This window comes from Pseudomonas sp. C9-3 (genome assembly GCF_032392015.1).
In the GTDB taxonomy this organism is placed as follows: domain Bacteria; phylum Pseudomonadota; class Gammaproteobacteria; order Pseudomonadales; family Pseudomonadaceae; genus Pseudomonas; species Pseudomonas nitroreducens.
In genome coordinates this window covers 5,798,222-5,824,505 of sequence record NZ_CP135919.1, presented here as the reverse complement: position 1 = coordinate 5,824,505, position 26,284 = coordinate 5,798,222, and the positions used below count along the sequence as shown (strand labels likewise).

Annotated in this window: 23 protein-coding genes; 14 read left to right on the top strand and 9 right to left on the bottom strand. The window is 65.9% G+C overall.

Going from position 1 to position 26,284, the window contains the following annotated elements:
• Positions 1-474 carry an LEA type 2 family protein gene (locus RS899_RS26650; RefSeq protein WP_233296837.1) on the top strand — a complete coding sequence of 158 codons (474 nt, stop codon included), beginning with the start codon at positions 1-3 and terminating at the stop codon, positions 472-474.
• 63 nt (positions 475-537) lie between these two features.
• Here the strand turns inward: RS899_RS26650 and RS899_RS26645 are convergent, their stop codons facing one another.
• The 4 genes from RS899_RS26645 to RS899_RS26630 form a co-directional block, all read right to left on the bottom strand.
• Entirely contained in the window at positions 538-1,299 is a 762-nt protein-coding gene (locus RS899_RS26645) for a TerC family protein (protein WP_054907611.1), read from the bottom strand.
• A gap of 32 nt (positions 1,300-1,331) precedes the next feature.
• Entirely contained in the window at positions 1,332-2,636 is a 1,305-nt protein-coding gene (locus RS899_RS26640; protein WP_054907612.1) for a CitMHS family transporter, read from the bottom strand.
• Positions 2,637-3,067: 431 nt separating this feature from the next.
• Positions 3,068-4,036: an AEC family transporter gene (locus RS899_RS26635; protein ID WP_233296835.1), complete on the bottom strand. Its 969-nt coding sequence runs from the start codon at positions 4,034-4,036 to the stop codon at positions 3,068-3,070.
• 85 nt (positions 4,037-4,121) lie between these two features.
• The gene (locus RS899_RS26630) at positions 4,122-6,527 is read right to left on the bottom strand and encodes a carbohydrate-binding family V/XII (RefSeq protein ID WP_315808436.1); all 2,406 of its coding nucleotides are present in this window, start codon (positions 6,525-6,527) and stop codon (positions 4,122-4,124) included.
• Between the two features lie 318 nt (positions 6,528-6,845).
• Between RS899_RS26630 and RS899_RS26625 the strand changes: the two genes are divergently transcribed.
• The 4 genes from RS899_RS26625 (at position 6,846) to RS899_RS26610 (ending at position 11,272) form a co-directional block, all read left to right on the top strand.
• Positions 6,846-7,820 (top strand): ABC transporter substrate-binding protein, encoded by a 975-nt coding sequence (locus RS899_RS26625; RefSeq protein WP_024764977.1) that lies wholly within the window; start codon positions 6,846-6,848, stop codon positions 7,818-7,820.
• Between the two features lie 57 nt (positions 7,821-7,877).
• Complete coding sequence (locus RS899_RS26620; protein WP_024764976.1) at positions 7,878-8,684, top strand: ABC transporter permease; 807 nt, start codon at positions 7,878-7,880, stop codon at positions 8,682-8,684.
• The gene (locus RS899_RS26615) at positions 8,672-9,505 is read left to right on the top strand and encodes an ABC transporter ATP-binding protein (protein WP_024764975.1); all 834 of its coding nucleotides are present in this window, start codon (positions 8,672-8,674) and stop codon (positions 9,503-9,505) included. The genes RS899_RS26620 and RS899_RS26615 overlap by 13 nt, the downstream gene beginning before the upstream one ends.
• Before the next feature lie 138 nt (positions 9,506-9,643).
• Positions 9,644-11,272, top strand: coding sequence for a GMC family oxidoreductase (locus RS899_RS26610; protein WP_226045689.1), 1,629 nt, complete (start codon positions 9,644-9,646; stop codon positions 11,270-11,272).
• 163 nt (positions 11,273-11,435) lie between these two features.
• Here RS899_RS26610 and RS899_RS26605 read toward each other — a convergent pair whose 3' ends face one another.
• Entirely contained in the window at positions 11,436-11,906 is a 471-nt protein-coding gene (locus RS899_RS26605; protein WP_226045688.1) for a DUF1348 family protein, read from the bottom strand.
• Positions 11,907-12,102: 196 nt separating this feature from the next.
• Positions 12,103-13,062 (bottom strand): GlxA family transcriptional regulator, encoded by a 960-nt coding sequence (locus tag RS899_RS26600; protein ID WP_226045687.1) that lies wholly within the window; start codon positions 13,060-13,062, stop codon positions 12,103-12,105.
• A gap of 224 nt (positions 13,063-13,286) precedes the next feature.
• Here RS899_RS26600 and RS899_RS26595 point away from each other — a divergent pair, with 224 nt between their 5' ends.
• From RS899_RS26595 to RS899_RS26570, 6 genes are all read left to right on the top strand, one after another.
• Entirely contained in the window at positions 13,287-14,225 is a 939-nt protein-coding gene (locus tag RS899_RS26595) for a choline ABC transporter substrate-binding protein (protein ID WP_169935355.1), read from the top strand.
• 73 nt (positions 14,226-14,298) lie between these two features.
• A complete protein-coding gene (locus RS899_RS26590; RefSeq protein WP_054907620.1) occupies positions 14,299-15,183 on the top strand; it encodes a 3-keto-5-aminohexanoate cleavage protein in 885 nt (294 codons plus the stop codon).
• 243 nt (positions 15,184-15,426) lie between these two features.
• Positions 15,427-16,392 (top strand): L-carnitine dehydrogenase, encoded by a 966-nt coding sequence (locus RS899_RS26585; protein ID WP_315808435.1) that lies wholly within the window; start codon positions 15,427-15,429, stop codon positions 16,390-16,392.
• A 100-nt stretch (positions 16,393-16,492) separates the two neighbouring features.
• A complete protein-coding gene (locus RS899_RS26580) occupies positions 16,493-16,966 on the top strand; it encodes a thioesterase family protein (protein WP_233296831.1) in 474 nt (157 codons plus the stop codon).
• 7 nt (positions 16,967-16,973) lie between these two features.
• Positions 16,974-17,903: an alpha/beta hydrolase gene (locus RS899_RS26575; protein ID WP_233296830.1), complete on the top strand. Its 930-nt coding sequence runs from the start codon at positions 16,974-16,976 to the stop codon at positions 17,901-17,903.
• 264 nt (positions 17,904-18,167) lie between these two features.
• Positions 18,168-18,419, top strand: a complete 252-nt coding sequence (locus RS899_RS26570; protein WP_024766693.1) for a hypothetical protein — start codon at positions 18,168-18,170, stop codon at positions 18,417-18,419.
• A 24-nt stretch (positions 18,420-18,443) separates the two neighbouring features.
• On the opposite strand, the gene RS899_RS26565 is transcribed toward RS899_RS26570, so the two are convergent.
• The 3 genes from RS899_RS26565 to RS899_RS26555 form a co-directional block, all read right to left on the bottom strand.
• The gene (locus RS899_RS26565; RefSeq protein WP_315808434.1) at positions 18,444-19,907 is read right to left on the bottom strand and encodes a hypothetical protein; all 1,464 of its coding nucleotides are present in this window, start codon (positions 19,905-19,907) and stop codon (positions 18,444-18,446) included.
• Positions 19,908-20,066: 159 nt separating this feature from the next.
• Positions 20,067-21,173 carry a GlxA family transcriptional regulator gene (locus tag RS899_RS26560; protein ID WP_024766695.1) on the bottom strand — a complete coding sequence of 369 codons (1,107 nt, stop codon included), beginning with the start codon at positions 21,171-21,173 and terminating at the stop codon, positions 20,067-20,069.
• A 385-nt stretch (positions 21,174-21,558) separates the two neighbouring features.
• Positions 21,559-22,935 carry an L-serine ammonia-lyase gene (locus RS899_RS26555; protein ID WP_054907624.1) on the bottom strand — a complete coding sequence of 459 codons (1,377 nt, stop codon included), beginning with the start codon at positions 22,933-22,935 and terminating at the stop codon, positions 21,559-21,561.
• 348 nt (positions 22,936-23,283) lie between these two features.
• Here RS899_RS26555 and RS899_RS26550 point away from each other — a divergent pair, with 348 nt between their 5' ends.
• The 3 genes from RS899_RS26550 to choW all read left to right on the top strand — a co-directional run bounded on the left by RS899_RS26550 (position 23,284) and on the right by choW (position 26,281).
• Positions 23,284-24,222: a choline ABC transporter substrate-binding protein gene (locus RS899_RS26550; RefSeq protein WP_315808433.1), complete on the top strand. Its 939-nt coding sequence runs from the start codon at positions 23,284-23,286 to the stop codon at positions 24,220-24,222.
• 238 nt (positions 24,223-24,460) lie between these two features.
• Positions 24,461-25,399 (top strand): choline ABC transporter substrate-binding protein, encoded by a 939-nt coding sequence (locus RS899_RS26545; protein WP_054907626.1) that lies wholly within the window; start codon positions 24,461-24,463, stop codon positions 25,397-25,399.
• A 42-nt stretch (positions 25,400-25,441) separates the two neighbouring features.
• On the top strand, positions 25,442-26,281 hold the full coding sequence (choW, locus tag RS899_RS26540; protein WP_038803445.1) for a choline ABC transporter permease subunit: 840 nt from the start codon (positions 25,442-25,444) through the stop codon (positions 26,279-26,281).
• Positions 26,282-26,284 lie beyond the last annotated feature (3 nt).

The window sequence follows — 26,284 nt, the reverse complement described above, 5'->3', positions numbered from 1 at the left end:
ATGGCCAAGCTACATCGCCTGATCCTGATGGCCGCGCTACTGATGCTGGGCGCGTGCAGCAGTCTGTTCGGCACGCGCGATCCGTTGCGCATCGATCTGGTCGGCCTGGAACCGGCGACCGGGCAGGGCATGGAAGCGCGCTTCACGGTCAAGCTGCGGGTGCAGAACCCCAATGACCAGGCCATCGACTACAACGGTATCGCCCTGGACCTTTCAGTGAACGGCCAGCCGCTGGCCAGCGGGGTGAGCGACGCCAGCGGGCAGGTGCCGCGTTTCGGCGAAACGGTGATCAGTGTGCCGGTGAGCATCTCGGCTTTCTCTGCACTCCGCCAGGCCTGGGGCCTGTCCGGCGGCCCGCCGCGCCAGGGCATGCCCTACGAGATCAGCGGCAAACTGGCCGGTGGGTTGTTCGGTACGGTGCGCTTCAACGACAAGGGCGTGCTGAACTGGCCGGAGCCGGTCGCACGCCCTTGAGGGGACCTTGCTGTGGATAAACCGGGCTGTGGATAGCCCGGTTTTTTATTGCCTGCCTGTGGACTACTGGCCTGGGATGTCCTTGCGCAGTTTCACCGGGTCCACTTCCTTCTTCCCACGCGCAGTGCGCATGCGGATGTTCAGCGCTTCCACCGCCAGCGAGAAGGCCATGGCGAAGTAGACGTAGCCCTTGGGCACATGGACTTCGAAGGCTTCGGCGATGAGCACGGTGCCGACCACGATAAGGAAGGACAGCGCGAGCATCTTCAACGACGGGTGCTTGTCGATGAAATCGCTGATGGCGCCGGCGCAGAGCATCATCACCATCACCGCGACGACGATGGCCGCGACCATCACCGGCACATTGGAAACCATGCCCACGGCGGTGATCACCGAATCCAGCGAGAACACGATGTCGATGATGGCGATCTGGATGATGGTGCCGATGAAGCCGCCCATCACGCTCTTGGGTTCGCCCTCGGTTTCATCCTCGCCCTCCAGGCCGTGGAAGATTTCGCTGCTGCTTTTCCACAGCAGGAACAGGCCGCCGAAGAACAGGATCAGATCGCGCCCGGAGATGCCCTGGCCGAACACGTGGAACAGGTCGGCGGTCAGGCGCATGACCCAGGTGATCGAGAGCAGCAGCAGGATGCGCGTGACCATCGCCAGCGCCAGTCCGAAGAAGCGCGTACGCGGCTGCATGTGCTTGGGCATGCGGCCGACCAGGATGGAGATCATGATGATGTTGTCGATGCCCAGGACGATTTCCAGGGCAGTCAGGGTGAAGAACGCAATCCAGATTTCAGGGCTGGTCAGCCATTCCATTGTCGCGGTACTCGAAGTCGGTCGTTGATCGGTCAGTCATTGAACAGCGGGAACAGGCCCAGCAGCAGCGCGGCGGCGAGGATCGCCAGGCACACCAGCACGGCCCATTTGAGGGTGAAGCGCTGATGATCGCCGAAGTCGATCTTGGCCAGGCCTACCAGCAGGTAGGTCGAGGGCACCAGCGGGCTGAGCAGGTGCACCGGCTGGCCGACGATGGAGGCGCGGGCCATTTCCACCGGCGTGATGCCGTACTGCGCGGCGGCCTGGGAGAGTACCGGGAGCACGCCGTAGTAGAAAGCGTCGTTGGACATGAAGAACGTGAACGGCATGCTCACCAGCGCCGTGATGGTCGCCAGGTACGGCCCCAGCGCCGGCGGGATCACCGCCAGCAGGCTCTTGGACATGGCTTCGACCATGCCCGTTCCGGAGAGGATCCCGGTGAATACGCCCGCGGCGAAAATCAGCGAGACCACCGCGAGAACGTTCTCGGCGTGAGCACCGATGCGCTTCTTCTGCTCAAGGATGCAGGGGTAGTTGACGATCATCGCGATCCCGAAGGCGATCATGAACAGCACCGGCATCGGCAACAGGCCGGCGATCAGGGTGCCCATCAGCACAACGGTCAGCACGGCGTTGAACCACAGCAGCTTCGGCCGACGCGCCTCGGGGTATTGCGACACACTTACGTCCGCCATCGCTTCGTGGTCGGTCGGCAGGTGCAGCTCGCCCAGGCGGGCGCGCTCGCGCTTGCCGTAGACCCAGGCGAGGGCGAAGATCGCCGCGATCCCGGCCAGCATGGCCGGGATCATCGGCACGAAGATGTCCGCCGGGTCGACGTGCAGCGCGCTGGCTGCGCGGGCGGTGGGGCCGCCCCAGGGCGTCATGTTCAGCACGCCGCTGGAGAGCATGATCAGGCAGGCCATCAGCAGCGGGCTCATGCCCAGGCGGCTGTACAGCGGCAGCACGGCGGCCACGCAGATCATGTAGGTGGTCGAGCCGTCGCCATCCAGCGAGACGATCATCGCCAGCGCGGCGGTGCCCATTGACACCTTCAGCGGGTCGCCCTTCACCAGTTTGAGGATGCGCCTAACCGCCGGGTCGAACAGGCCGGAGTCGATCATGATGGCGAAGTAGAGGATGGCGAACATCAGCATCACGCCGGTTGGCGCCAGCGTGCGGATGCCGTCCAGCATCATCGGCCCCAGGCCCTTGGCGAAGCCGCCGAGCAGGGCGAAGGCGATCGGGACCAGGATCAGCGCGATCAGCGCCGACAGCCGCTTGGTCATGATCAGGAACATGAAGGTCGCCACCATGGCGAAGGCGAGGAAAGTCAGCATGGGGATAACTCCGTCTCGGCGCCGAGGTTCAGCAGCGGCTGTGGATAAGCATCAATGGTGCGGACGGAGTGGGAGCGGGGGCGGCCAGGAAATGGGGCATGAGCGATCACCGATTGTTGTTTTTGTACGCTGCGCGAACGCAGGTCCGGCCGGGAGGACCGAGGCGGCGATGCTAGGGGGTCAAGCTTTCAGCAGGCTTTCGCAGAAAATTTCCGCAGATCGGTGGGGATTTGTGTAGGAGCGAGCTTGCTCGCGAATCGAGGCGATGTGTGGATAACTCGCGGTCCAACGCGCAGGAAGAACACTTCGTAGGATGGCGTGGAGCGTAGCGATACCCATCGATATCGGCGCGTGAGCAGCATGGGTATCGCAAGCTCCACCCATCCTACCCGGGCGCTCCCTGGACAACTTGGCAGAAGATCCGGCCCGAGTCAGCCCAGCGCCTGGATCGCACCCATCACCAGCAGCAGGCTGGCGCCGGCCAGCAGTGTCTGCAGGGTGATGATCCCCGCCATCAGCCCGCTTTCGCCGCCCAGCTGGCGGGTCAGTACGTACGCTGTCGGGGCTGTGGGTAAGGCGAAGAACATCACCAGCAGCGCGCTCTCCAGCGGCGGCAGCGCCAGCAGGCGAGCGATGGCGAAGGCCAGCAAGGGCATGGCCAGCAGGCGGATCGCGCAGTTCCAGCCCAGTGCCGAGGCTTCCGCGCGCAGCTCCTGGGGCTGCAGCGCTGCCCCCACGCAGAGCAGGCCCAACGGCAGGCTCGCTACGGCCAGCAGGTTGAACAGCCGGTCCGTACCGCCGGGCAGGCCGATGCCGCTCACATTCAGCAATGCGCCCACCACGCAGGCGAGGATCAGTGGGTTCCTGATGATCGGCAGCAGTAGCGAACGCAGGCTGATGCCGCGTTCGGCGGTCAGTGCCCAGACTGACATCACGTTCACCGTCGGCACCATCAGCGCCAGCATCAGCGCGGCCAGGGTCAGGCCCGGTTTGCCATAGAGGCTGCCCACGGCAGCCAGCCCCAGGTAGGTGTTGAAGCGCAACACGCCCTGGGCGATGGCGCCGAAGCGTGCCGCATTCCAGCCGCGCAGGCGTTTGGCGATGAGCAGAGCAATCCAGGCGATACCCAGCCCGAGCACCACTGCCAGTGCCTGGCGGGCGAGGCCGGGGTCGTTCAGCGGCGCGCTGGCCAGGCTGCTGGCCAGTAGCGCAGGGAACAGGATGAAGTAGTTGAGCCGCTCGGCCGCCGGCCAGAAGGCCTCGCCGGGGAAACCCTTGCGGCGCAGCACGAAGCCGCCGACGATCAGCGCGAACAATGGCCACAGGGCCTGGAACAGAGCGGTCACGGCAACCCCAAGAGGGTGGTGGGAGCGGGCATCTTGCCGAGGGTGAGTGGGCAAGGGCAAGGCGTGTGGATAAGTGCCGATCCTTGCCCGACGTGGTTTTCCACAGGCTCAGGCGGTGTGGAAAACCTTGTCCACACCCTCAGCGGCGGAAACCGCCACCGCCAATGTGGCCGCCACCGAAATGCCCGCCACCGCCCCATTGCCGCTGCGTCTGGTTGAAGCGCTGCTGGCCGACCTGCCGCGACTGGTACTGCTGCTCCAGTTGCCCACGCATGTTGGCCTGGTTCGGCTGGACCGGCTGCCAACCATTGCTGGTGTGTTGCTGCCAGCCGTTGTCGGTGTGCTGGTAGACGTTGCCATCGTGGCCGGCGTAGATGTCGCCATTCTTCCAGGCCACGGCGTTGCCGGTGCGCCGGTTGTAGGTCACGCCACGGTTGTCGTGGTCGTAGCTGCCGCGGCCGTCATCCACATCGCCGGATACCCCGCGTTCGGCGATGGTGGTGCGACCGGTCTGGGCGTTGTGCTTCACGCCCTGCTGGCCGGCCTTGAAGTCGCCGCTATCGGCATCGTAGGCCACGCCACTGCGCCCTGCGGCGGAGATACCGGTGGAAGCATTGGAATAGGCCCCGCGCCGCCCGGCCACTCCCTGGTCGGTATAGGGGTTGAACGCCGCGCCCTGGCTGCCGGCGAAGCGGGTACCGGTGCGCGGGTTGTAGCCGGCTGCCGAGCTGCCCTGCCACTGGGTGCCGGTCCAGGCGTTGTAGCCATAGGCGTGGGTGACGGTGCCCTGGCCCCAGCGCCCGTAGAAGTTGGCCTGGTTGATGTTGGTATAACTCCAGCCGCCCTGTGGATAAGGTCCCCAGTACGGTCCCCAGCAAGGCTCCGGCGAGCCCCACCAGGCTCCGGCGGCATAGCCGAAGGCGAAGCCGGTCAACGCGCCGACGGCAAAGCCCGCGCCATAGCCGTAGGTCGGTGGATAACCGTAGTACACGGTGCTGCTGACATAGGCGGGATAGGTGTAGCCCGTGCCGTACACCACCGTGCCGTCACTGTTGACCACCACACCCAGGTAGCCCGGCGTGTAGCCGACAACCACGGTTTGCGGGGTCACCGAGTAGATGTGCACATACGTCACGTAGTACACCGGCGAACTGGGCGGGATGCCGTAGATCGCCGCGGGTACTTCGGCTGCCACCTGCCACGGGCCGGTCGGGCTGGGCGCGGTGAACCAGACGCCGTTGCTTACGGCGAAGAACTGGTTAGCCGCCACTTCGATCACCGGTGTCGGCGTGTTCACCGCGTAGTTCAGGCTGGTGCCGGTGATCGGCTGGAAGTTCGGCGCGCCGTCGTAGGTCACCTTCAACGTGGCTTTGCTGCGCGAGACGCTGGCGGTCTGCGGGATGCTCGCGGCGATGGCGGCTTCCTTGGCCTGGGGCGTACCGGGAACCGACACGAGGACGTTGGCTTTCGGGTCCTTGGCGGAGATCTTCGCGAAGTCGGCGGGCAGGTCCTTGCCGGGCACATAGGTCCACGGGCCTTTCTCACCTGGGCCGCTGAACCAGCGGCCGGATACCAGCACGTACCAGGTGTTGTGGGTCGGATCGACGAACACCGCGTGATCGGCATTGTTCAGGCTCAGCAGGCTGACGCCGTCCACCGGCGCCATCTGCGCGGTGCCGTCGCTGACGATCAGTTCGGTGGGCTGCGTGGCCACCAGGACGGCCGGCGCCTTGCCCGGCTTCTTGCCGTTCTTGGGCAGCAGCGCGTCCACCGGGCCGGCCTTCTCCGCCGCCTGCTGGGCGCTGACCAGCGCCTTGGGCGGTTGGCTGAGCACCAGCCAGGTGCCGTCCAGCGCCAGCGCCGTGTACCAGTTACCGGCGGCGTTCAGGTAGTTGTTGCCCTGGGCGTCGCGCAGGAGCAGTACGCGGCTGTTGATAACCCGCTCGAAGTCGCTGCCCGTCAGGGCTTGCCACTTCGGCTGGCCGTCGATCATCACCAGCACGGTCGGGGTGCTGGCGAAAATGATCTGCGGTGCGTCGTTCTTCACTTCCACGTGGCGCAGCTTGTCCAGTTGCTGGTTCACCGCGTAGCTGGCCTGCAATTGGTCGAGGGAGACTGTCAGGCCTTCTTTGGGCAGCCGCGCCACCAGGGCATCGCGCACCTTGTCGGCGCTGTCTGGTGCGGTGGGGACTTCGACCTTTTCGATGCGCAGGTCGGTGAGTTGCACCAGGCCGCTGGCCTTGTCGATGGCGGCGGCGGCGGAGAACTGCGCCACCCCGTAGGTGGGCGCGGCATTGGCGGCGCCGATGGCGATGGCCGCCCGGCCGCCCATGCGGGTGCCGTCCCAGTCTTCGATCTGCGGCTGGAATATCTGCACGTGCTGGTCGCCCAGGGCGAAATCCCGTGGCCATTTCAGTTCTTCGGCGACTGCCGGCGAAGCGGGCGCACTGGCCTGTGGTTGGCCCTGGGCGGCAACGGCGGCAGCGGGATGCAACGACAGCCCGGCGACGAGCGCCAGGGCCGAGAGAATGGGGCGGGGGGCCATGCTGGAAACCTTCCTTGAGGAGAGCTGCGTTCAACCATAGTGCAGCGCGGAACAACCCGCGCGCGGCCGAGCTCTCCCCTGCGCCATGCTGGTGCAATTTCGCCGGCAAGGCAGCTTTTTCTTATGGCGCAACGACATATTTAATAATTTTCCGAGCCTCCCGCTTCGGCCACCATCGGCCTGTCAGACATGTCGCGAGACAAAGCCTTCAGACGCTGGGCCATAGAGCCCGATGCCGCCCATGTCCCGGTTCTACCGGCCTCCTGGCCACTGCCGCAGTAAATCAACAACAAAGCCAAACGGCTGTGGGAGTGCTTCATGATCAAGTCCTTGCTCGTGCGTTCCATCGCGTGTTCCGCCCTGGCTCTCGCCGCCGCTTCTGGCGCGCAGGCCGGCACCCTGTCCATCGGCCACACCACCTGGGTTGGCTACGGCACGCTCTACCTCGCCCGCGACCTGGGCTACTTCAAGGAGCAGGGCCTCGACCTGCAGCTGACCACCATCGAGGAAGCCTCGATGTACATGGCGGCCCAGGCCTCCGGCCAGCTCTCCGGCTCCGCTTCCACCATCGACGAGATCCTCAAGTACCGGCCGAAGTTCTGCTTCAAGGCCGTGGCTGCGCTGGACGACAGCCACGGTGGCGACGGCGTGCTGGTGGGCAAGGACGTCACCTCCCTGGCCCAGCTCAAGGGTCAGGAAGTGGCGGTCAACGAAGGCTCCGTCTCGCAGTTCTGGCTGGCCTACCTGCTCAAGCACGCCGGCATGAGCATGAGCGACATCAAGGTGCAGAACATGACCGCCGACGATGCCGCCAGCGCCTTCATCGCCGGCCGCGTACCCGCCGCTGTGACCTGGGAACCGCACCTCTCGCTGGTACGCGAGAAGCAGCAGGGCAAGGTGCTGGTGGACAGTTCCACCACCCCCGGTGTGATCGTCGACGTGGTCGCCCTCAACTGCGACGTGATCGAGAAGCAGCCCGAGGACGTCAAGGCCCTGGTGAAAGGCCTGTACAAGGCCGTGCAGTACACCAAGGAGCACCCGGACGAGGCCTACGCCATCATGGCCAAGGGCGTCGGCGGCTACCTCTCCGATCCCAAGGCACTGGCCGATGCCGCCAAAGGAGTGCGCTTCTACGACAAGGCCATGAGCGAGCAACTCATTGGCACTCCCGGCAAGCCCGGCGACATCAAGGGCTTGATCCGCCTCGCCAACGAAACCTGGAGCGGCCTGCAGGGCAAGCGTCTGGAAGTCAGCTACGACGACCTGGTCGACCCGCGCTTCGTCTCCGAGTAACCGTCTCACTCTTGTCCCCGCGGGCGGCGCCGTGCCGCTCGCCTGGAGGAATCCGCGATGCCTCGTCGTTCGCAATCCTGGCTCAGCCGTTGCCTGACGCCCAAGGTCGACCTGCCGCTGAAGCTGGTCTGGTCCGCCGGCACCCTGTGCTGGCTGCTCGTGTTCGGCCTGTGGGCCGGGCTCTCCTATGGCGGCGTGGTGCCGGCGATGTTCCTGCCCACCCCGGACGCGGTGCTCGCGGCCGGCGTGCGCCTGGCCAGTGACGGCACCCTCGCCACCCACGTGATGGCCAGCGTCAAGGTGGTGATGATCGGCTTCATCATCTCCTCGCTGGTGGCGGTGCCGCTGGGCCTGTTGATGGGCAGCTTCCGCATTGTCCAGGCCTTCCTCGAACCGCTGGTGAACTTCATTCGCTACCTGCCGGTGACCTCCTTCGTGCCGCTGTTCATCCTGTGGATCGGCATCGGCCTGGAACAGCGGGTCACCGTGATCATCTTCGGCGTGTTCTTCCAGCAACTGGTGATGATCGCGGACGTTTCCCGCGGCGTCGCCAAGGACCTGGTCAACGCCTCCTACACCCTGGGCTGCAACCGCCGCGACGTGGTCCTCCACGTGCTCGGCCCGGCGTCGCTGCCGGGCGTGCTCGATACCTTACGCGTGACCATGGGCTGGGCCTGGACCTACCTGGTCGTGGCCGAACTGGTCGCCGCCTCCAGCGGCCTGGGCTACATCAGCCTCAAGGCCATGCGCGGCTTCCAGGTCGACGTGATCTTCCTGGCCATTGCCATCATTGGCCTGCTGGGCCTGATCACCGACCAACTCTTCCGATTCATCCGACTGAAGGTGGCGTCATGGGCGCAGTAGCGATCAAGCAGGAAGAAGCGGCCGTGACCGGTCAGGAACAAGCCAGGCCACCGCGCCTGCGGGTGGAGAACGTCAGCCTGCGCTACCGCACGCCCGAGGGCGGCACCTTCAGCGCGCTGGAGAGCGTCTCCTTCGAAGTGCCGGACCAGCAGTTCGCCGTCATCGTCGGTCCATCGGGCTGCGGCAAGTCGAGCCTGCTCTACCTCACCGCCGGCCTGGCCGAACCCACCGAAGGCGACATCTACGTCGGCGGGCAACTGGTCGACGGCCCGGGCGCCGACCGCGGCATGGTGTTCCAGAGCTACACCCTGTTCCCCTGGCTGACCGTGCGCCAGAACGTCGAGTTCGGCCTCAAGCGTCGCGGCATGCCGGCGGCCGAGCGCCGCGAGATCGTCGACTACTACCTCGACGAAGTCGGCCTGCGCCGCTTCGAGAACAACTATCCCAAGCAGCTTTCCGGCGGAATGATGCAGCGCGTGGCGATCGCCCGCGCGCTGGCCAACGACCCGCAGATCCTGCTGATGGACGAGCCCTTCGGCGCCCTCGACAGCCAGACCCGCATGCAGATGCAGCAACTGCTGCTGCGCGTGTGGGACCACAGCAAGAAGACCGTGGTGTTCGTCACCCACGACATCGACGAGGCCATCCTGCTGGGCGATCGCGTCTACGTCATGGGCGCACGCCCCGGCCGCATCAAGCGCATCCTCGACGTGCCCATCGAGCGCCCGCGCTCGCTGGACATGGTCATGGACCGCCAGTTCATCGAGATGAAGCGCGAGATCCTCGGGCTGCTGCACGACGACCTGGAAGAAGCGCACTGACCTGCCGCCGGCTGGCGCCCCCTGCAGGGCGCCGGCCGATGCGGTGATTCGCTGCAGCACCGTTCGGCCCCCTCTCCCTCGGGAGAGGGTTGGGGTGAGGGGTTCTGCCATTCACGCACGACTCCAAAGGGAGCCCCCATGTCCTCCTCCAACGATTCCACCTACGACTACCTCATCGTCGGCGCCGGTTCTGCCGGCTGCGTGCTGGCCAACCGCCTGAGCGCCGACCCGTCCGTGCGCGTCTGCCTGCTGGAAGCCGGCGGCAGCGATGCCAGCCCACGCGTGCAGACCCCCGCCGGCACCATCACGCTGTACAAGAGCAAGATCTTCAGCTGGAACTTCTATTCCGCGCCGCAGAAGCGCCTGAACAACCGCTCGCTGCACTGCCCGCGCGGCAAGGCCCTGGGCGGCTCCAGCTCGATGAACAGCATGATCTACATCCGTGGCCACGCCTCCGACTACGACCGCTGGGAGCAGGACGGCTGCCCCGGCTGGGGCTGGAAGGATGTACTGCCGTTCTTCAAGAAGTCCGAGCGCAACCTGCTGGGCCAGGACCCGGCGCTGCACGGCACCCTCGGCGAGCTGGTGGTGGACAAGCCGCGTGACCCCAACCCGTTGTCGAACCTGTTCATCAAGGCTGCCGAACACCTCGGCCTGCGCCGCAACGATGACTTCAACGGCCGCGAATTCGAGGGCGTGGGCATCTACAACGTGACCCAGAAGGACGCCAAGCGCCTGAGCAGCTACCGCGCCTTCGTCGCGCCGCTGCAGCGGCCGAACCTCACCGTGCTGACTGGCCGCCAGGTGGGTCGCCTGCTGCTGGAAGGCGAGCGCGTCACCGGCATCGAACTGCGCAGCGGCGAACGCCTGCTGGCGCGCCGCGAAGTGATTCTGTCGGCCGGCTCCCTCGGCTCGCCGCAGATTCTCCTGGCTTCGGGCATCGGTCCGGGCGAGGAATTGAAAGCTGCCGGCATCGCGGTCAAGCACGACCTGCCGGGCGTGGGCAAGAACCTCCAGGACCACCTCGACGGCCTGGTCACCGTGCGTTCGCCCAGCCCGTTGAGCCTGGGTTTCTCCCTGGGTTCGCTGCCGCAGATCCTGCTGTCGCCGTTCAAGTACCTGCTGGCGAAGAAGGGCTGGCTGACCACCAACTACGTCGAGGCCGGTGGCTTCGCCCGCACACCATTGGCCGATTCGCTGGCCGACGTGCAGTTCCACTTCGTCCCCGGTTACCGCAGCCACCGTGGCCGCCTGTTCGAGTGGGGCCATGGCTACGCCGTGCACACCTGCGTATTGCGTCCGAAGAGCATCGGCGAGCTGCGCGTGAAGCCCGGCGGCGACATCGAGATCGACTACAACTTCCTCGCCAACGAGGAAGACGGCCGCGTGCTGGTGGAAGGCGTGAAGCTGGCGCGCAAGATCCTCGCCCAGCCGGAGTTCGACAACATCCGCGGCGCCGAAATGCTCCCCGGCCCGCAGGTGCAGACCGATGAGCAACTGCTCGAGCACCTGCGCGAATACGCCGCCACCGTGTTCCACCCGGTGGGCACCTGCAAGATGGGTGAGGACGCGATGGCGGTGGTCGACCTGCGCCTGCGCGTGCACGGCCTGAAGGGCCTGCGCGTGGTGGACGCGTCGATCATGCCGACGCTGATCAGTGGCAACACCAACGCACCGTGCATCATGCTCGGCGAGCGCGCGGCGGCGATGATCCTGGAAGACAGCCGCATCTCCTCCACCGTTCCCGCCCGCGCCGTCCCCGCCTGACGGCACTTTGTAGGAGCGAGGGGGGCGCCTAGCCCTTGCTCGCGAACCAGCGCGGCTCATGGAGTCGCCGGCTGAATCCGTTCGCGAGCAAGCTCGCTCCTACAGTTCCTGCTTGCTCGATCGTAGGATGGGTGCCATCGGTTGTGCCTATGGATAGCGTTTCCTACAGCCCCAGCTCGCTCAGCGACGGATGCTCATCCGGCCGGCGCCCTTGCGGCCAGCGGAACAGGCGTTCGTCCTCGCTGATCGGCAGGTCATTGATGCTGGCGTGGCGCTCGAACATCAGGCCGTTCTCGTCGAAGGCCCAGTTCTCGTTGCCATAGGAGCGGAACCAGTTGCCCGAATCGTCGTGCCATTCGTAGGCGAAACGCACGGCGATGCGGTTCTCGGTAAACGCCCAGAGTTCCTTGATCAGCCGGTACTGCTGCTCGCGCACCCACTTGGCGGTGAGGAACTGGACGATCTGCTCGCGGCCCTGGACGAAGGTCGCGCGGTTGCGCCAGCGGCTGTCCGCTGTGTAGGCCAGCGACACGCGGTGCGGATCGCGGCTGTTCCAGCCGTCCTCGGCGAGGCGGACTTTCTGGATGGCGGTTTCGCGGGTGAAGGGCGGAAGAGGGGGACGGGCTTCGCTCATGGTGGCCTCCGAAAGGCAGTGGGGTTTGGAGCCTGGTCTCCATACTCCGCCCGAGCTGCCATGGGGTAAATGACGGCGATCCCACAGATATTGCCAATCGCTTTTGCTCTTTGTAGGAGCGAGCTTGCTCGCGAACAGCGTCAACCGGCGGCACTTTGGTTGGGCGGTTCGCGAGCAAGCTCGCTCCTACGGGTTTTCAGGCCTTGGCCACCGCCTTGCGCAACCCCACCCGATCCTGGCTCGGGCATACGCCAAATTTCGCCCGGTAACTGCGCGACAGGTAGGAAGGCGTCTCGAACCCGCAGGCCACGCCGATCTCCAGCACGCTCATGTCGGTCTGGCGCAGCAACTGGCGCGCCTTATCCAGGCGCAGGCCGAGGTAGAAGTTCGATGGCGTGTCGTTGAGGTGCAGGCGGAACAGGCGCTCCAGCTGGCGCCGGGTGACCTGGATGCGTTCGGCCAGCTCCAGCGTCGTCAGCGGTGGCTCGGTGTGGCGCTCCATCTCGCCGATCACCTGCACCAGCTTGCGGTTGGAGACGCCATAACGGCTGGCGACCTGCAGGCGCTGGTGGTCCTGGCGGGGGCGGATGCGCCCGACCACGAACTGCTCCGACACCTGCACGGCCAACTCCGGCCCATGGTCCTGGGCGATCAGGTCGAGCATCAGGTCGATGGACGCGGTGCCGCCGGCGGAGGTGATGCGCGGGCCGTCGATCTCGAACAGCTCCTGGGTCGCCTGCACCTGTGGATAAGTCTCCCGGAAGGCGTCCAGCGCTTCCCAGTGCACCGTGCAGCGCTGGCGCTGCAGCAATCCGGCCTCGGCCAGCGCGAAGCTGCCGGTGTCGATGCCACCCAGCGTCACGCCGTCACGATCCAGCCGTTTGAGCCAATGCAGCAGCGCCGGCGTGCAGGCGCGCAGCGGGTCGAAACCGGCCACCACCAGCAGCGTATCGCCTTCGCGCAGCGCTTCCAGGCCGCTGTCGGCGTTCATCGACATGCCGTTGCTGGCCAGCACCGGGCCGCCGTCCAGGCTCATCAGGTGCCAGCGGTACAGCTCGCCGCGGAAGCGGTTGGCCACCCGCAGCGGCTCGACGGCGGAAACGAAACCCATCACCGAAAAACCGGGCAACAGCAGGAACCAGAAGTCTTGGGACATGGCGGGTACCGTGCGATTGGAGGGCGGCGTAGTGGCAGCCTGCCCATGCTTATGGACCATGGACGTCGCCCTGGCAATCGGGGAGGTCGCTGCTGTGCAAGAGCTGGTCGCCACTGTGCGACTCACCGGGGCGGCGCCTGCGTAATTTGTTCTCCAGCCCCCGTGAGGGCCGCATGACGTACAACAACGATAACCAACGCCGCAAAGGCCTTGAGGGAGAAGTCATGAAGCTATCGATCCGAGCGTTCGGCTGTGCCGCGCTCATGCTCGCCGCCAGCACCACCTGGGCCGCCGAGCCCGCCCAGTGCCAGAACGTACGCATGGGCACGGTGAACTGGACCGACGTGGTGGCCAGCAGCGCCGTGGCCGAAGCCGTGCTCGACGGCCTGGGCTACAAGGTCAAGCAGACCAGCGCCTCGCAGCAGATCATCCTGGCCGGCATGGCCGACAAGCAGCTCGATGTCTTCCTCGGTTACTGGCAGCCGACCATGCAGCCGGTGGCCAAGCCCTACCTCGACAAGCAGCAACTCGACGTGATCACCCCGCCGACACTGCCCGATGCGCAGTCCACCTACGCCGTGCCGACCTACGTCTACGACGGCGGTCTGAAGACCTTCGCCGACATCGCCAAGTTCAAGGACAAGCTGGGCAACAAGATCTACCTGATCGAGCCCGGCAGCGGCTCCAACCGCATCACCGCGAAGATGATCGCCGACGACAAGTTCGGCCTGAAGGGCTTCCAGATCGTCGAATCCAGCGAGGCTGGCATGCTCACCGCGGTCAAGCGCGCCATCAAGCGCAAGCAGTGGGTGGTGTTCTTCGGCTGGAAGCCGCACCCGATGAACCTGCAGATCGACATGAAATACCTCACCGGCAGTGACGACGTATTCGGCCCGAACGAAGGCTCCGCCACCGTCTCGATCATGACCGCCGGCGGCTATCAGGCGCAGTGCGGCAACGTCGCCAAGCTGCTGCACAACCTCAAGTTCAGCAGCCAGCAGGTGAGCCAGGTGATGGTGCCGATCCTCGACCGCAGCCAGCCGGTGGATGCCGCCAAGGCCTGGCTGAAGCAGAACCCCGAGCCGCTCAAGGCCTGGCTCGACGGCGTGACCACCTTCGATGGCAAGGACGGCCTCGCCGCCGTACAGGCCTCGCTCAAATAACCCTCTACCAGCAACTCCCTGCGCGTCGCCTGGCGCGCAGTGGGTTCGTTCGACCTCAAGAAGGACAGCCACCGTGAACTACGAAGTCATTGTCACCTGCGCGGTGACCGGCGCCGGCGACACCGTCGGCAAGCACCCGGCCATTCCCGTCACCCCGAAGGAAATCGCCGCCGCCGCCATCGAGGCTGCCAAGGCCGGCGCCACCGTCGCCCACTGCCACGTCCGCGACCCGCAGACCGGCAAGCCCAGCCGCGACGTGAAGCTCTACCGCGAAGTGGTCGAGCGCATCCGCGAAAGCGACACCGACGTCATCATCAACCTCACCGCCGGCATGGGCGGCGACCTGCAGATCGGCCAGGGCGAACAGCCGCTGGAGTTCGGCGCCGGCACCGACCTGGTCGGCCCGCTGGAGCGCCTGAAGCATGTCGAGGAACTGTTGCCGGAAATCTGCACCCTGGACTGCGGCACCCTGAACTTCGGCGATGGCGACTTCATCTACGTCTCCACCCCGGCCCAACTGCGTGCCGGCGCCAAGCGCATCACCGAACTGGGCGTGAAGGCCGAGCTGGAAATCTTCGACACCGGCCACCTCTGGTTCGCCAGGCAGATGCTCAAGGAAGGCCTGCTGGAAGACCCGCTGATCCAGATCTGCCTCGGCATCCCGTGGGGCGCCCCGGCCGACACGACCACCATGAAGGCCATGGCCGACAACATCCCCGATGGCCTGACCTGGGCCGGCTTCGGCATCGGCCGCTCGCAGATGCCGATGGTCGCCCAGGCCATGCTGCTGGGCGGCAACGTGCGGGTCGGCCTGGAAGACAACATCTGGCTCGACCGCGGCGTGCACGCCACGAACGGCCAACTGGTCGAGCGTGCCATCGAGATCATCGAGCGCCTGGGCGGCCGCGCCCTGACTCCGGCCGAGGGGCGCAGGAAGATGAACCTCAAGCCGCGCTGATTTACGAGCCCCAACACCGTAGGGCGAATAACCCGGAATGGGTTATCCGCCGCCGCACCAAAACGGCGGATAACGCTGCGCGTTGTGCGCCCTACACAACTGATCGCCTGGCACCGACCTTGAACTGACTCTGTAGGAGCGAGCTTGCTCGCGAACCAGCCCCGCTGCGGACTTTGTTCGCGAGCAATAACGAGGGCGTCTCCCTCGCTCCTACAGGCCTACCGAAATCATAGGAGTGTCTTCATGCCCTTCATCACCGACATCAAAACCTTCGCCGCCCTCGGCAGCGGCGTCATCGGCAGCGGCTGGGTCGCCCGCGCCCTGGCCCACGGCCTCGACGTCATCGCGTGGGACCCGGCCCCTGGCGCCGAAGCCGCCCTGCGTGCGCGCATCGCCAATGCCTGGCCGGCGCTGGAAAAGGCCGGCCTTGCCCCCGGCGCCTCGCAGGACCGCCTGCGCTTTGTCGCCACCATCGAGGAATGCGTGCGCGACGCCGACTTCATCCAGGAAAGTGCCCCCGAACGCCTCGACCTGAAATGCGAGCTGCACGCCAAGATCAGCGCTGCCGCCAAGCCCAACGCCCTGATCGGCTCCAGCACCTCGGGCCTGCTGCCCAGCGAGTTCTACGCCGACGCCACGCACCCCGAACGCTGCGTGGTCGGCCACCCGTTCAACCCGGTGTACCTGCTGCCGCTGGTGGAAGTGGTGGGCGGTGCGAAGACCGCACCCGAGGCCGTCCAGGCCGCGATCAAGGTCTACGAATCCCTCGGCATGCGGCCGCTGCATGTGCGCAAGGAAGTCCCCGGCTTCATCGCCGACCGCCTGCTCGAAGCCCTCTGGCGCGAGGCGTTGCACCTGGTCAACGATGGCGTGGCCAGCACCGGCGAGATCGACGACGCAATCCGCTTCGGCGCCGGCTTGCGCTGGTCGTTCATGGGCACCTTCCTCACCTACACCCTGGCTGGCGGCAACGCCGGGATGCGCCACTTCATGGCCCAGTTCGGCCCGGCGCTGCAACTGCCCTGGACCTACCTGCCCGCTCCGGAGCTGACCGACACCCTGATCGACCGCGTGGTGGAGGGCACCAGCGAACAGCAAGGCTCGCGCAGCATCGCCGAGCTGGAACGCTACCGCGACGACTGCCTGCTGGCGGTGCTCGGCGCCATCAAGGACACCAAGTCCAAACACGGCTTCGCCTTCGCCGACTAACCTCTCTGATCACCGCCCACTCGGAACGGCTTCCTCTCTCTTCAGGGGGGGACGCCTAGTTAGAGGGATGGGGAGAGGGGACCTAAATAGAGAGCCGAAAATGCACGCCCTGAAAACCTGGGAAACCCCCATCCTCGCTGAGTGGACCGACTACAACGGCCACCTGCGCGACGCGTTCTACCTGCTGCTGTTCAGCTACGCCACCGACGCCCTGATGGACCACCTGGGCCTCGACGCGGAGCATCGCGCCGCCACCAACGATTCCCTGTTCACCCTCGAAGTGCACCTCAACTATCTGCACGAGGTGAAGGAGGGCGAGCAGGTCGAAGTGCGCACCCAGATGATCGCCCACGACCGCAAGCGCCTGCACGTTTTCCACAGCCTGCACCGTGCGGGTGAAGACCTCGCCCTGGCTGCCAGTGAACAGATGCTGCTGCACGTGAACCTCGACGGCGGTGCACGCTCGGCGCCCTTCGAAGGCGTGGTGCTGGAGCGCGTGCTGGCGCTGGCCGAAGCGCACCGCCCGCTGCCGCGTCCGGACTACGTCGGCCGCGTCATCGGCCTGCCGGGATGAGTGCTCCGTGACGCGGCGCTATCCGCTGTCCGCTGCCATGCAGGCGTTCATCGTGCGCACGCAGTCGATGGCCGTCGATGAGCCCTCGCTCGTCGCCCAGCGCGAAGGCTATGAGCGCATGGCAGAAGCTTTCTGCCCGCCACGCCCGCCGGGGCTGTGCATCAGCGAGGTGCTGCTGGAGGGCCTGCCGGAAATCCGCCTGTACCGGCCCGCTTCGCTGCCGCCGCCAAGCGGCTGGCCCACGGTGCTCTATCTGCACGGTGGCGGCTGGACGCTCGGCAATGCCGGCAGCCATGACGTCATCTGTGCGGAATTGGCCGTACAGCTACAGGCGCTGGTGGTTGCCGTCAGCTACCGACTGGCACCGGAGCATCCCTATCCTGCCGCTCTCCAGGATTGCCTGGCGGTCTGGCGTCGCCTGCGCTCCGGCAGGCTGGGCGAGCCGGTGGACAGCTCGCGTCTGGTGGTGGCCGGCGACAGCGCTGGCGGCAACCTGAGCGCCGCACTCTGCCTCGCCCTGCGCGACGCGGGTGAGCCGCTACCGGGTGCCCAGGCGCTGATCTACCCCGCACTCGGCGACCAGCCGACACCCTCGCGTACGCAATGCGCCGACGCGCCCCTGCTGACCAGCGAGGATGTGGATAACTGTTTGAACGCCTACCTGTCGCGGCCTTCCGATCGCCGCGATCCCCTTGCACTGCCGTTGCTGGCCGAAGACCTGCGCGGCCTGCCGCCGGCCTTCATCGCCGTCGCCGAGTTCGACCCGCTGCGCGACGACGGCGCGCTCTACCGTGATCGCCTGCGGGCCGATGGCGTGGAAGTGGAGTACTTCGCCGGGGCGGGACTGGTACACGGTTGCCTGCGCGCCCACGATGTTGCGGAAGTGGTGCAGCTGCGCACCGCCTTGCTGGGGGCCTTGCGCCGCCACCTGCGCTGAGCGCAAAAAAATCCCCTGCGGCGCCCGACGCGCGGCAGGGGACAAATCGAGCCGAAACAGGCTCTCAGTGTGCGAGGCCCCGCCAGCAATGCCGGTGCCGGCCAGCGGGGTATGCAGCCAGTCTGCGCGCCGTGTCGCCGCCCCGGTTAGCCGAAAACGACCTGTGCTTGCCCGCCGCGGACATTCCGTCGGACAGGTGCTTGCCGCGCCCCGCCGGGCTTACCAGAATCGAGGCAGACCCTGCCGCTCCCAAGGAGACCCGCGATGATGCACGCCGACCTGATCGACCAGGACGATTTCCGCGAACGCCTGCAAGCGCTGGGCTTCGCCGTGCCGCCGGACGTCACCGCGGAGCAGGCCTGCGAATACGCCGTGCGCGGCCTGACGCCGGAACGCTCGCTGGCACTGCGCCGCCTGGTGGAGGAAATGCTCGCCGGCAACGCCACCCTGCTGCCGGCCGTGCGCGAGGCCATCTCTCGCCAGCTGCTGCCGGCGCTGGTACCCAAGGCGTTGTGATCGCCGCTGGCGCCGGCCCTGCCTTCAGGGCTGGTCGGCGGCCACTTCCAGCGGTGACAGCGGGAAGGTGTCGCCAATCGGATCGCCCAGCAGGGCCAGGTAGCGTCGGCCCTGGTCTTCCACCGTGACCTTGCGCCCGCCATCCAGCGGCAGTGTCGGGCACAGCACGCGCAAGCCATTCCCTTCAGGCAACAGCAGGCCGTGGCGTGGCGCGCTTTCCTGCAGTTTGCTGCGCAGGCTGAGGCGGCAGGGGCGCGGCTGCGAGGACAGCCAGGCGCCGCGCAACTCGTAGCGTTCGCCGCCGAGCATGCGGAGGCTTTCCACCTGTGCCAGGTGCCAGGAGCTGCTGGCAGACTGACGGATGCCAAGCAACTCGCCGACGGCGGGCGGTGGCGAGCCCTCCCAGTGGCCAGTGAAGTGCCGGTCGCTGCTACGCGGCTGCGTCAGCGGCCAGACAGGTGGAAGGCTGGCCTTGAGCACCGGGCGGCTGAATTCGATGTCGTGCGGGTGCGCGACCACGTCGTCCAGTCCGCCGCGGCCGCCAGGTTGCTGGGCCCAGACATCGCTCACCTGTTGCTGGCGCTCGAAGTGGCGCGCATCGAGGCGGGTATCGTCAGCGACGCCCAGGTGCGCGAGCAGCGCCGGCAAGCCCCGGCACACGTGCCAGGGCTCGGCACCGGCACTGGCCTGGTTCCAGCAGGCGAGCAGGTGGGCATTCAGGTCAAAGGCTGCGTCGCCCGCACTCGCGGCGGTGAAGCGCTTGAGCATGTCCAGCAGTTCGTCGAGCTCCAGGGCGAGGCCGTGCTCATGGCTGGCAGCGTCGGGGTCGCGGAAGGGGCGGTCGACCTCGCGTTCGAGCCGCCAGTGGCTGCCAGGCTGCTCCGGTCGGATGTGCACGATGGAGGAGAAGACCTGGGTCGATTCGATCAGTGCCGGCAGGTATTGCACTGGTATCTCCTGCGGCCGGGAGCCAACCACGAGCAGGCAGTGCAGATAGCCAGCGGCGATGGTCTGGCTGCGCGGCTCGAACGCTTCGCCGTCGTCGATGGGCAGGTGCTGGACTTCGATTCGCAGGGCACGCCCGTACACCTGGTGCAGCAGGCTCCACAGCCCTGGCGGGGCGGGGTGGTGGTTCTGCAGGCAGTTGAAGTGGATTTCCTGCAGGCTGCGGACCATGCGTTGCATCAGCAGCGCGGCGGTCTTGCGCTCGGCGCGGCGGGTGCGCAGCAGGTGCCAGTAGCCACCGAGCAGCCGGCGGTGCAGGGCGAGGATGAGCTTTTCCGCCTTGTCGGCCCTGGCCTGTTCGAGCGCGCCGGTGTGCTCGCCGAAAAGGTCGGTGAGGTGGCGGCTGACGTCGAAGATTTCCGGGCGCAGGCGTTCGAGTTGGCGCAGCAGCTGAATGCCGGTCAGGCTCGCGTGGTCCTGTTCGATGGCCTTGCGATAGAGCTCCCGCGTTCGCTGGGCCAGGTATTCGAGGGCGGTGTCCATGTGTCCCGAGGTTCCGAAGGATGCTGGCGAACCCTTCGGAGACTGCGAGATTCAGCGCAGTATGAGATTCAGACGAATCTGAATGATGGGGACCAATGCGTCACAGGAATGAAAAAGGGAGGCCATTGGCCTCCCTTTTCGTTTCCCGGCTCCCTGGACTCAGAGCACCCGCACGCTGGCAAAGGTGGATTCGCCCTGGGCTTGGCTGAGCGCCGAGATGGCCGAGGAGTTGGGCATGAGGGCGAGGTCCTGCGGGATCGGCATGACCATGACCGGTTGGCCGATCGGCTGGCCCTGGCGCTCGTCGCGCGGCGGGATGCCGAAGTATTCGCGGTAGCACTTGGAGAAGTGCGGCGTGGAGACGAAGCCGCAGACCGAGGCGACTTCGATGATCGACATCGACGTCTGCTTGAGCAGCTGGCGCGCGCGGATCAGGCGCAGCTTCAGGTAGTAGCGCGACGGTGAGCAGTGCAGGTACTTCTGGAACAGGCGCTCGAGCTGGCGGCGCGAGACGTTGACGTAGACGGCGAGTTCGTCGAGGTCGATGGGCTCCTCGAGGTTGGCTTCCATCAGCGCGACGATTTCCTGCAGCTTGGGCTGGTTGGTGCCGAGCATGTGCTTGAGCGGCACGCGCTGGTGGTCCTGCTCGTTGCGGATGCGCTCGTAGATGAACATCTCGGAGATCGCCGCCGACAGCTCGCGACCGTGCTCGCGGCCGATCAGGTGCAGCATCATGTCCATCGGCGCGGTGCCGCCGGAGGAGGTGAAGCGGTTGCGGTCGATGGAGAACAGGCGGGTGCTCATGGCCACGCGAGGGAAGGCTTCCTGCATGGCGGCCAGGCATTCCCAGTGCACCGAGCAGTCGTAGCCGTCGAGCAGGCCGGCGCGGGCCAGGGCCCAGCTGCCGGTACACACGGCGCCTAGCTTGCGCCCCAGGCGTGCCTGGGCCTGGAGGAAGGTGGTGTGTTCGCGGGTGACGCTGCGCTGGATGCCGACGCCGCCGACCACGATCAGCGTGTCCATCTGCGGGGCGCTGTCGCAGGCCGCGTCAGGGGTGATCTGCAGGCCATCGCTGGCCCAGACCTGGCGGCCGTCGAGGCTCAGGGTGTGCCAGCGGTAGAGTTCGCGTCCGGACAGCTGGTTGGCCATGCGCAGCGGTTCCACCGCCGAGGCCAGGGAGATCAGGGTGAAGTTGTCCAGCAGCAGGAAGCCGATGGACTGCGGAGCTCGGTTTTGCGGCGGAACTCCGGGGTTGAACGCGTTCATTCAGTCACCTCACGCTAGTCACAGTCGCCTCACGGGAGGCGTTTCTTATGCTTGTTCTTCTGTTGGGAACTGCGCCGTGGGTTGGCCCCGGCTGTTCCTCTGATTGCTCGCTTCTACCAATAGCAAGGCAAATGCCGTGCCTAGGTTGAATGGCTGTTCAATTAAAAAAGAAAACGGCATGGGAATGCCGCTTTTGCAGGCCCGGATTGCGACGCCTCGAAGGTCGCAAATACGCATGGATCTTGGGCTGGGGTTTTTGGTAGCACTCACCGGTCACGCGACCGGCGGTGCTGTGCCCGGAACGGTAACGCCCTTTGCTTGTCGGGACGGGCGTTCCGCTTGCGCCATCAGGGGGCGCGCCGGGCCGGGCGTGGTCGATTCGGGGTCAGCACTCGATGATGCTGACGGCCAATCCGCCGCGCGAGGTTTCCTTGTACTTGTCGTGCATGTCGGCGCCGGTGTTGCGCATGGTGCGGATCACCTGGTCGAGGCTGATGAAGTGCTGGCCGTCACCACGCAGGGCCATCTGCGCGGCGTTGATGGCCTTCACCGCGGCGATGGCGTTGCGTTCGATGCAGGGCACCTGGACGAGGCCGCCGACCGGGTCGCAGGTCAGGCCGAGGTTGTGTTCCAGGCCGATCTCGGCGGCGTTCTCCACTTGTTCGGGAGAGGCGCCGAGCACTTCGGCGAGGCCCGCGGCAGCCATGGCACAGGCGGAGCCGACTTCGCCCTGGCAGCCGACTTCGGCGCCGGAGATGGAGGCGTTCTTCTTGCACAGGATGCCGACAGCGGCGGCGGCCAGGAAGTAGCGGGTGACGTCGTCGTCGCTGGCGTCCGGGTTGAAGCGCATGTAGTAGTGCAGCACCGCGGGGATGATGCCGGCCGCGCCGTTGGTGGGCGCGGTGACCATGCGCCCGCCGGCGGCGTTTTCCTCGTTCACCGCAAGGGCGAAGAGGTTGACCCATTCCATGGCCGAGAGCGTCGAGCCGATGACGTTGGGCTTGCCGATGTCCTGCAGGCTGCGGTGCAGGCGTGCGGCGCGGCGCTGCACGTTGAGGCCGCCGGGGAGGATGCCTTCCTGACTCAGGCCGTTGTTCACGCAGTCGCGCATGGCCTGCCAGATGACCTTGAGGCCTTCGCGGATGTCGGTTTCGCTGCGCCACATGCGCTCGTTGGCCATCATCAACTCGGACACGCGCAGGTTGTGGCGGCCACAGAGCATGAGCAGTTCGGCGGCGCTGGCGAAGTCGTAGGGCAGCACGGTGCTGTCGGTGTCGAGGCTGCCGGAGGCGGCCTGTTCCTCGTCGACCACGAAGCCGCCGCCGATGGAGTAGTAGGTGTCGCTGTGCAGCACGTGGTCGCCTTCGATGGCGGTCAGGCGCATGGCGTTGGGGTGGTAGGGCAGGTTCTCTTCGAGCAGGCGCATGTCGCGAATCCAGTCGAAGGGGATTGTTCTTTCGCCGGCCAGCAACAATCCGCCGCTCTTTCGAAGCTCGGCCATGCGCGGTTCGATCTGGCGCGGGTCGATGCGGTCCGGCCATTCGCCCATCAGTCCCATGATCACTGCGCGATCAGTGCCGTGGCCGACGCCCGTGGCGGACAGTGAGCCGTACAGGCGAACTTCCACGCGGCTGGTGCGTTCGAGCATCTGCCGCTCGCGCAGGGCGCCGACGAACAGCGCGGCGGCGCGCATGGGGCCGACCGTGTGCGAACTGGAAGGGCCGATACCGATCTTGAACAGGTCGAACACACTGATTGCCATGCCGGACTCCGGGCGAGCTGCGCATCCTTGAAGGAGCATCTCTTGAAGGGATGAGGAGGCACGTCCCTGTGCCCGCGATGCCCGGCCATGATCGACCCAAGTCCAGCACCGGCTGCGTCCATCGGCGACGCGGCCGTATCCATTAACGCCGCTTGCGCGCCCCGTCGGTGCAGGGCTCGGGAGCGCGTGTTCCGGCGCCGACGAAAGCTTGTCCCATTACGACATGAGCCGCGCGAACCACGACCGGTCGATAGGCGCGGGCGCTCGCGCTGTTCCATGATCCGCCACCGACGAACGGCAGCGTTCGCCCGTATCCACCCCCCTTCTCCGCAGTCAGAGGCTGGCCTCATGAAGAGTCTTGTGTCGTCGCTGTTGGCGTTATCCGTGGTACTACCGGGCGCTGCTCGCGCCGCCGAACCCAAATCCTGCGCCGTGGTGCGCTTCGCCGATGTCGGCTGGACCGACATCACCGTGACCACCGCGGTGACCCGCCTGGTGCTCAGCCACCAGGGCTACCGCACGCAGGTAGTGCGGCTGTCGGTGCCGGACACCTACAAGGCGATGGCGGAGAAGAAGATCGACGTGTTCCTCGGCAACTGGATGCCGAGCATGGCGAACGACATCAAGCCGTTCGCCGACAAGGGCCAGGTGGAAACCGTGGGCGCCAACCTCGAGGGCGCCAAGTACACCCTGGCGGTGCCGCGTTACGCGTACGAGGCCGGGCTGAAGACTTTTGCCGATATCGCAAAATTCAGGGAGCAGCTGGGCGGGCGCATCTACGGCATCGAGCCGGGCAACGATGGCAACCAGCTGATCCAGAAGATGATCAAGGAAAAGGCCTTCGGCCTGGGCGACTTCAAACTGGTGGAATCCAGCGAGGCCGACATGCTGGCCTACGTTAAGCGAGCCGGGGCCTTGAAGCAGCCCATCGTGTTCCTGGGCTGGGAACCGCACCCGATGAATACCCGAATCCAAATGAACTATCTGGAGGGAGGGGATTCCTACTTCGGTCCCAACTATGGCGGTGCGACGGTCTTCACCAACGTCAGAGCAGGCTATCTTCAGGAGTGCCCCAATGTCGCGCGGCTGCTGAAGAACCTGAAATTCGACCTGGCGATGGAGAACCAGTTGATGGATGCGGTGCTCAACGAGCGACGCAATCCCCGCCAGGCCGCCAAGAGTTGGTTGAAAGCCAACCCGCAGGTGCTCGATGGCTGGTTGCAGGGTGTCGCTCCCGGCTCATCGGGCGCGGCGCCAGGGGGCCAGAAAACCGCCGCCATGGATTGATCCGGGCCTCTGGAAGTCGCTGGAACCGGGCCTTTCCACTGGATGCGACATGGCTGGTGCTGAATACGACTTCGCCTGCACTGGATGCGACCCACCCGGTATGCGACGAAATTTTCCTGCTCCATGATCGTTTACGAAATGACAACAAAAGGGCCCACCCCAGGCCCCAACCATAATTCAGACCGCCGCGCCCCACCGTGGGCAGCGCCGGCGCCCCACCCCGCAGAGGAGTACGCTCATGAATGGTTTCAAGTCTTTGCTGCTGGCTGTGTCCATTTGCGCGCCGCTGGCGGTTCAGGCCGCTGAACCTGACTCGTGCGGCACGGTACGTTTCTCCGACGTCGGCTGGACCGACATCACCGTGACCACCGCTACTACCCGACAGGTGCTGGAGTCCCTTGGCTACAAGACCAAGGTGACCATGCTTTCCGTGCCGGTGACCTACAAGTCGCTGGCGAACAAGGATCTGGACGTCTTCCTCGGCAACTGGATGCCGAGCATGGCCAACGACATCAAGCCCTACGCCGACAACGGTTCGGTGGAGACGGTGAAAGCCAACCTCGAGGGCGCCAAGTACACCCTGGCCGTCACCCAGGCGGCCTATGACGGCGGCCTGAAGTCCTTCGCCGACATCGCCAAGTTCGCCGACAAGCTCGACAACAAGATCTACGGCATCGAGCCGGGCAACGACGGCAACCGCCTGGTCCAGGGCATGCTCGACAAGAACCAGTTCGGCCTGGGCAAGTTCAAGCTGGTGGAGTCCAGCGAAGCCGGCATGCTCTCGCAGGTCGGGCGCGCGGACCGGCGCAACCAGTGGATCGTGTTCCTGGGCTGGGAACCGCATCCGATGAACACCCGCTTCAAGATGAAGTACCTCGAAGGTGGCGATGACGTGTTCGGCCCCAACTATGGCGGCGCGACCATCTACACCAACGTGCGCAAGGGCTACGCCCAGGAATGTCCGAACGTCGGCAAGCTGCTGACCAACCTGACCTTCACCCTGGACATGGAGAACAAGCTCATGGACGCCGTGCTCAACGGGGGCAAGAAGCCCGAAGAGGCGGCCAAAGCCTGGTTGAAGGACCATCCGGAACTGCTCGACGCCTGGCTCGCCGGCGTGACTACCCGTGACGGCAAACCGGCCTTGGCGGCAGCCAAGGTGGCATTCGCGAAGTAATTGCCGTTGGCCGATTCCTCAAGCTTCTGATGGGCCCGCATTATGTTTCTGACTGACCACAAGCTACCGCTGGGCGAGCATATCGCCGCCTTCGTCGACTGGCTCACGCAACATGGCGCGTCGGTGTTCGACAAGATTTCCGACACCCTCGAGTTCCTCATCCACGGCGTCACCAACAGCCTGCTCTGGTTCAACCCGCTGGCGCTGATCGCGCTGATGGTCTTCCTGGTGTTCTACATCCAGCGCAGCTGGGGCCTTGCCGTATTCGCCCTGGCTTCGCTGCTGCTGATCCTCAACCTGGGGTACTGGCAGGAGACCATGGAGACCCTGGCGCAGGTGATCTTCGCCACGGTGGTGTGTATCGCCATCGGGGTGCCGCTGGGCATCCTGGCGGCGCACAAGCCCTGGTTCTACACCGGGCTCAGGCCACTGCTGGACCTGATGCAGACGGTACCCACCTTCGTCTACCTGATCCCCACCCTGACCCTGTTCGGCCTGGGTGTGGTTCCGGGCCTGATCTCCACGGTGATCTTCGCCATCGCCGCGCCCATCCGCCTGACCTGCCTGGGCATCCAGGACGTGCCGGCGGAACTGATGGACGCCGGCAAGGCCTTCGGCTGCTCGCGCTGGCAACTGCTGACGCGCATCGAGCTGCCGCATGCCATGCCGAGCATCGGCGCGGGGATCACCCAATGCATCATGTTGTCGCTGTCGATGGTGGTTATCGCCGCGCTGGTGGGTGCTGATGGCCTCGGCAAGCCGGTGGTCAACGCGCTCAACACCGCGGACATTTCCCTCGGCTTCGAGGCCGGTCTGGCCATCGTCCTGCTCGCCATCCTGCTCGACCGGGTGTGCAAGCAACGTTCGCTGCGGGGGAGGTAAGCA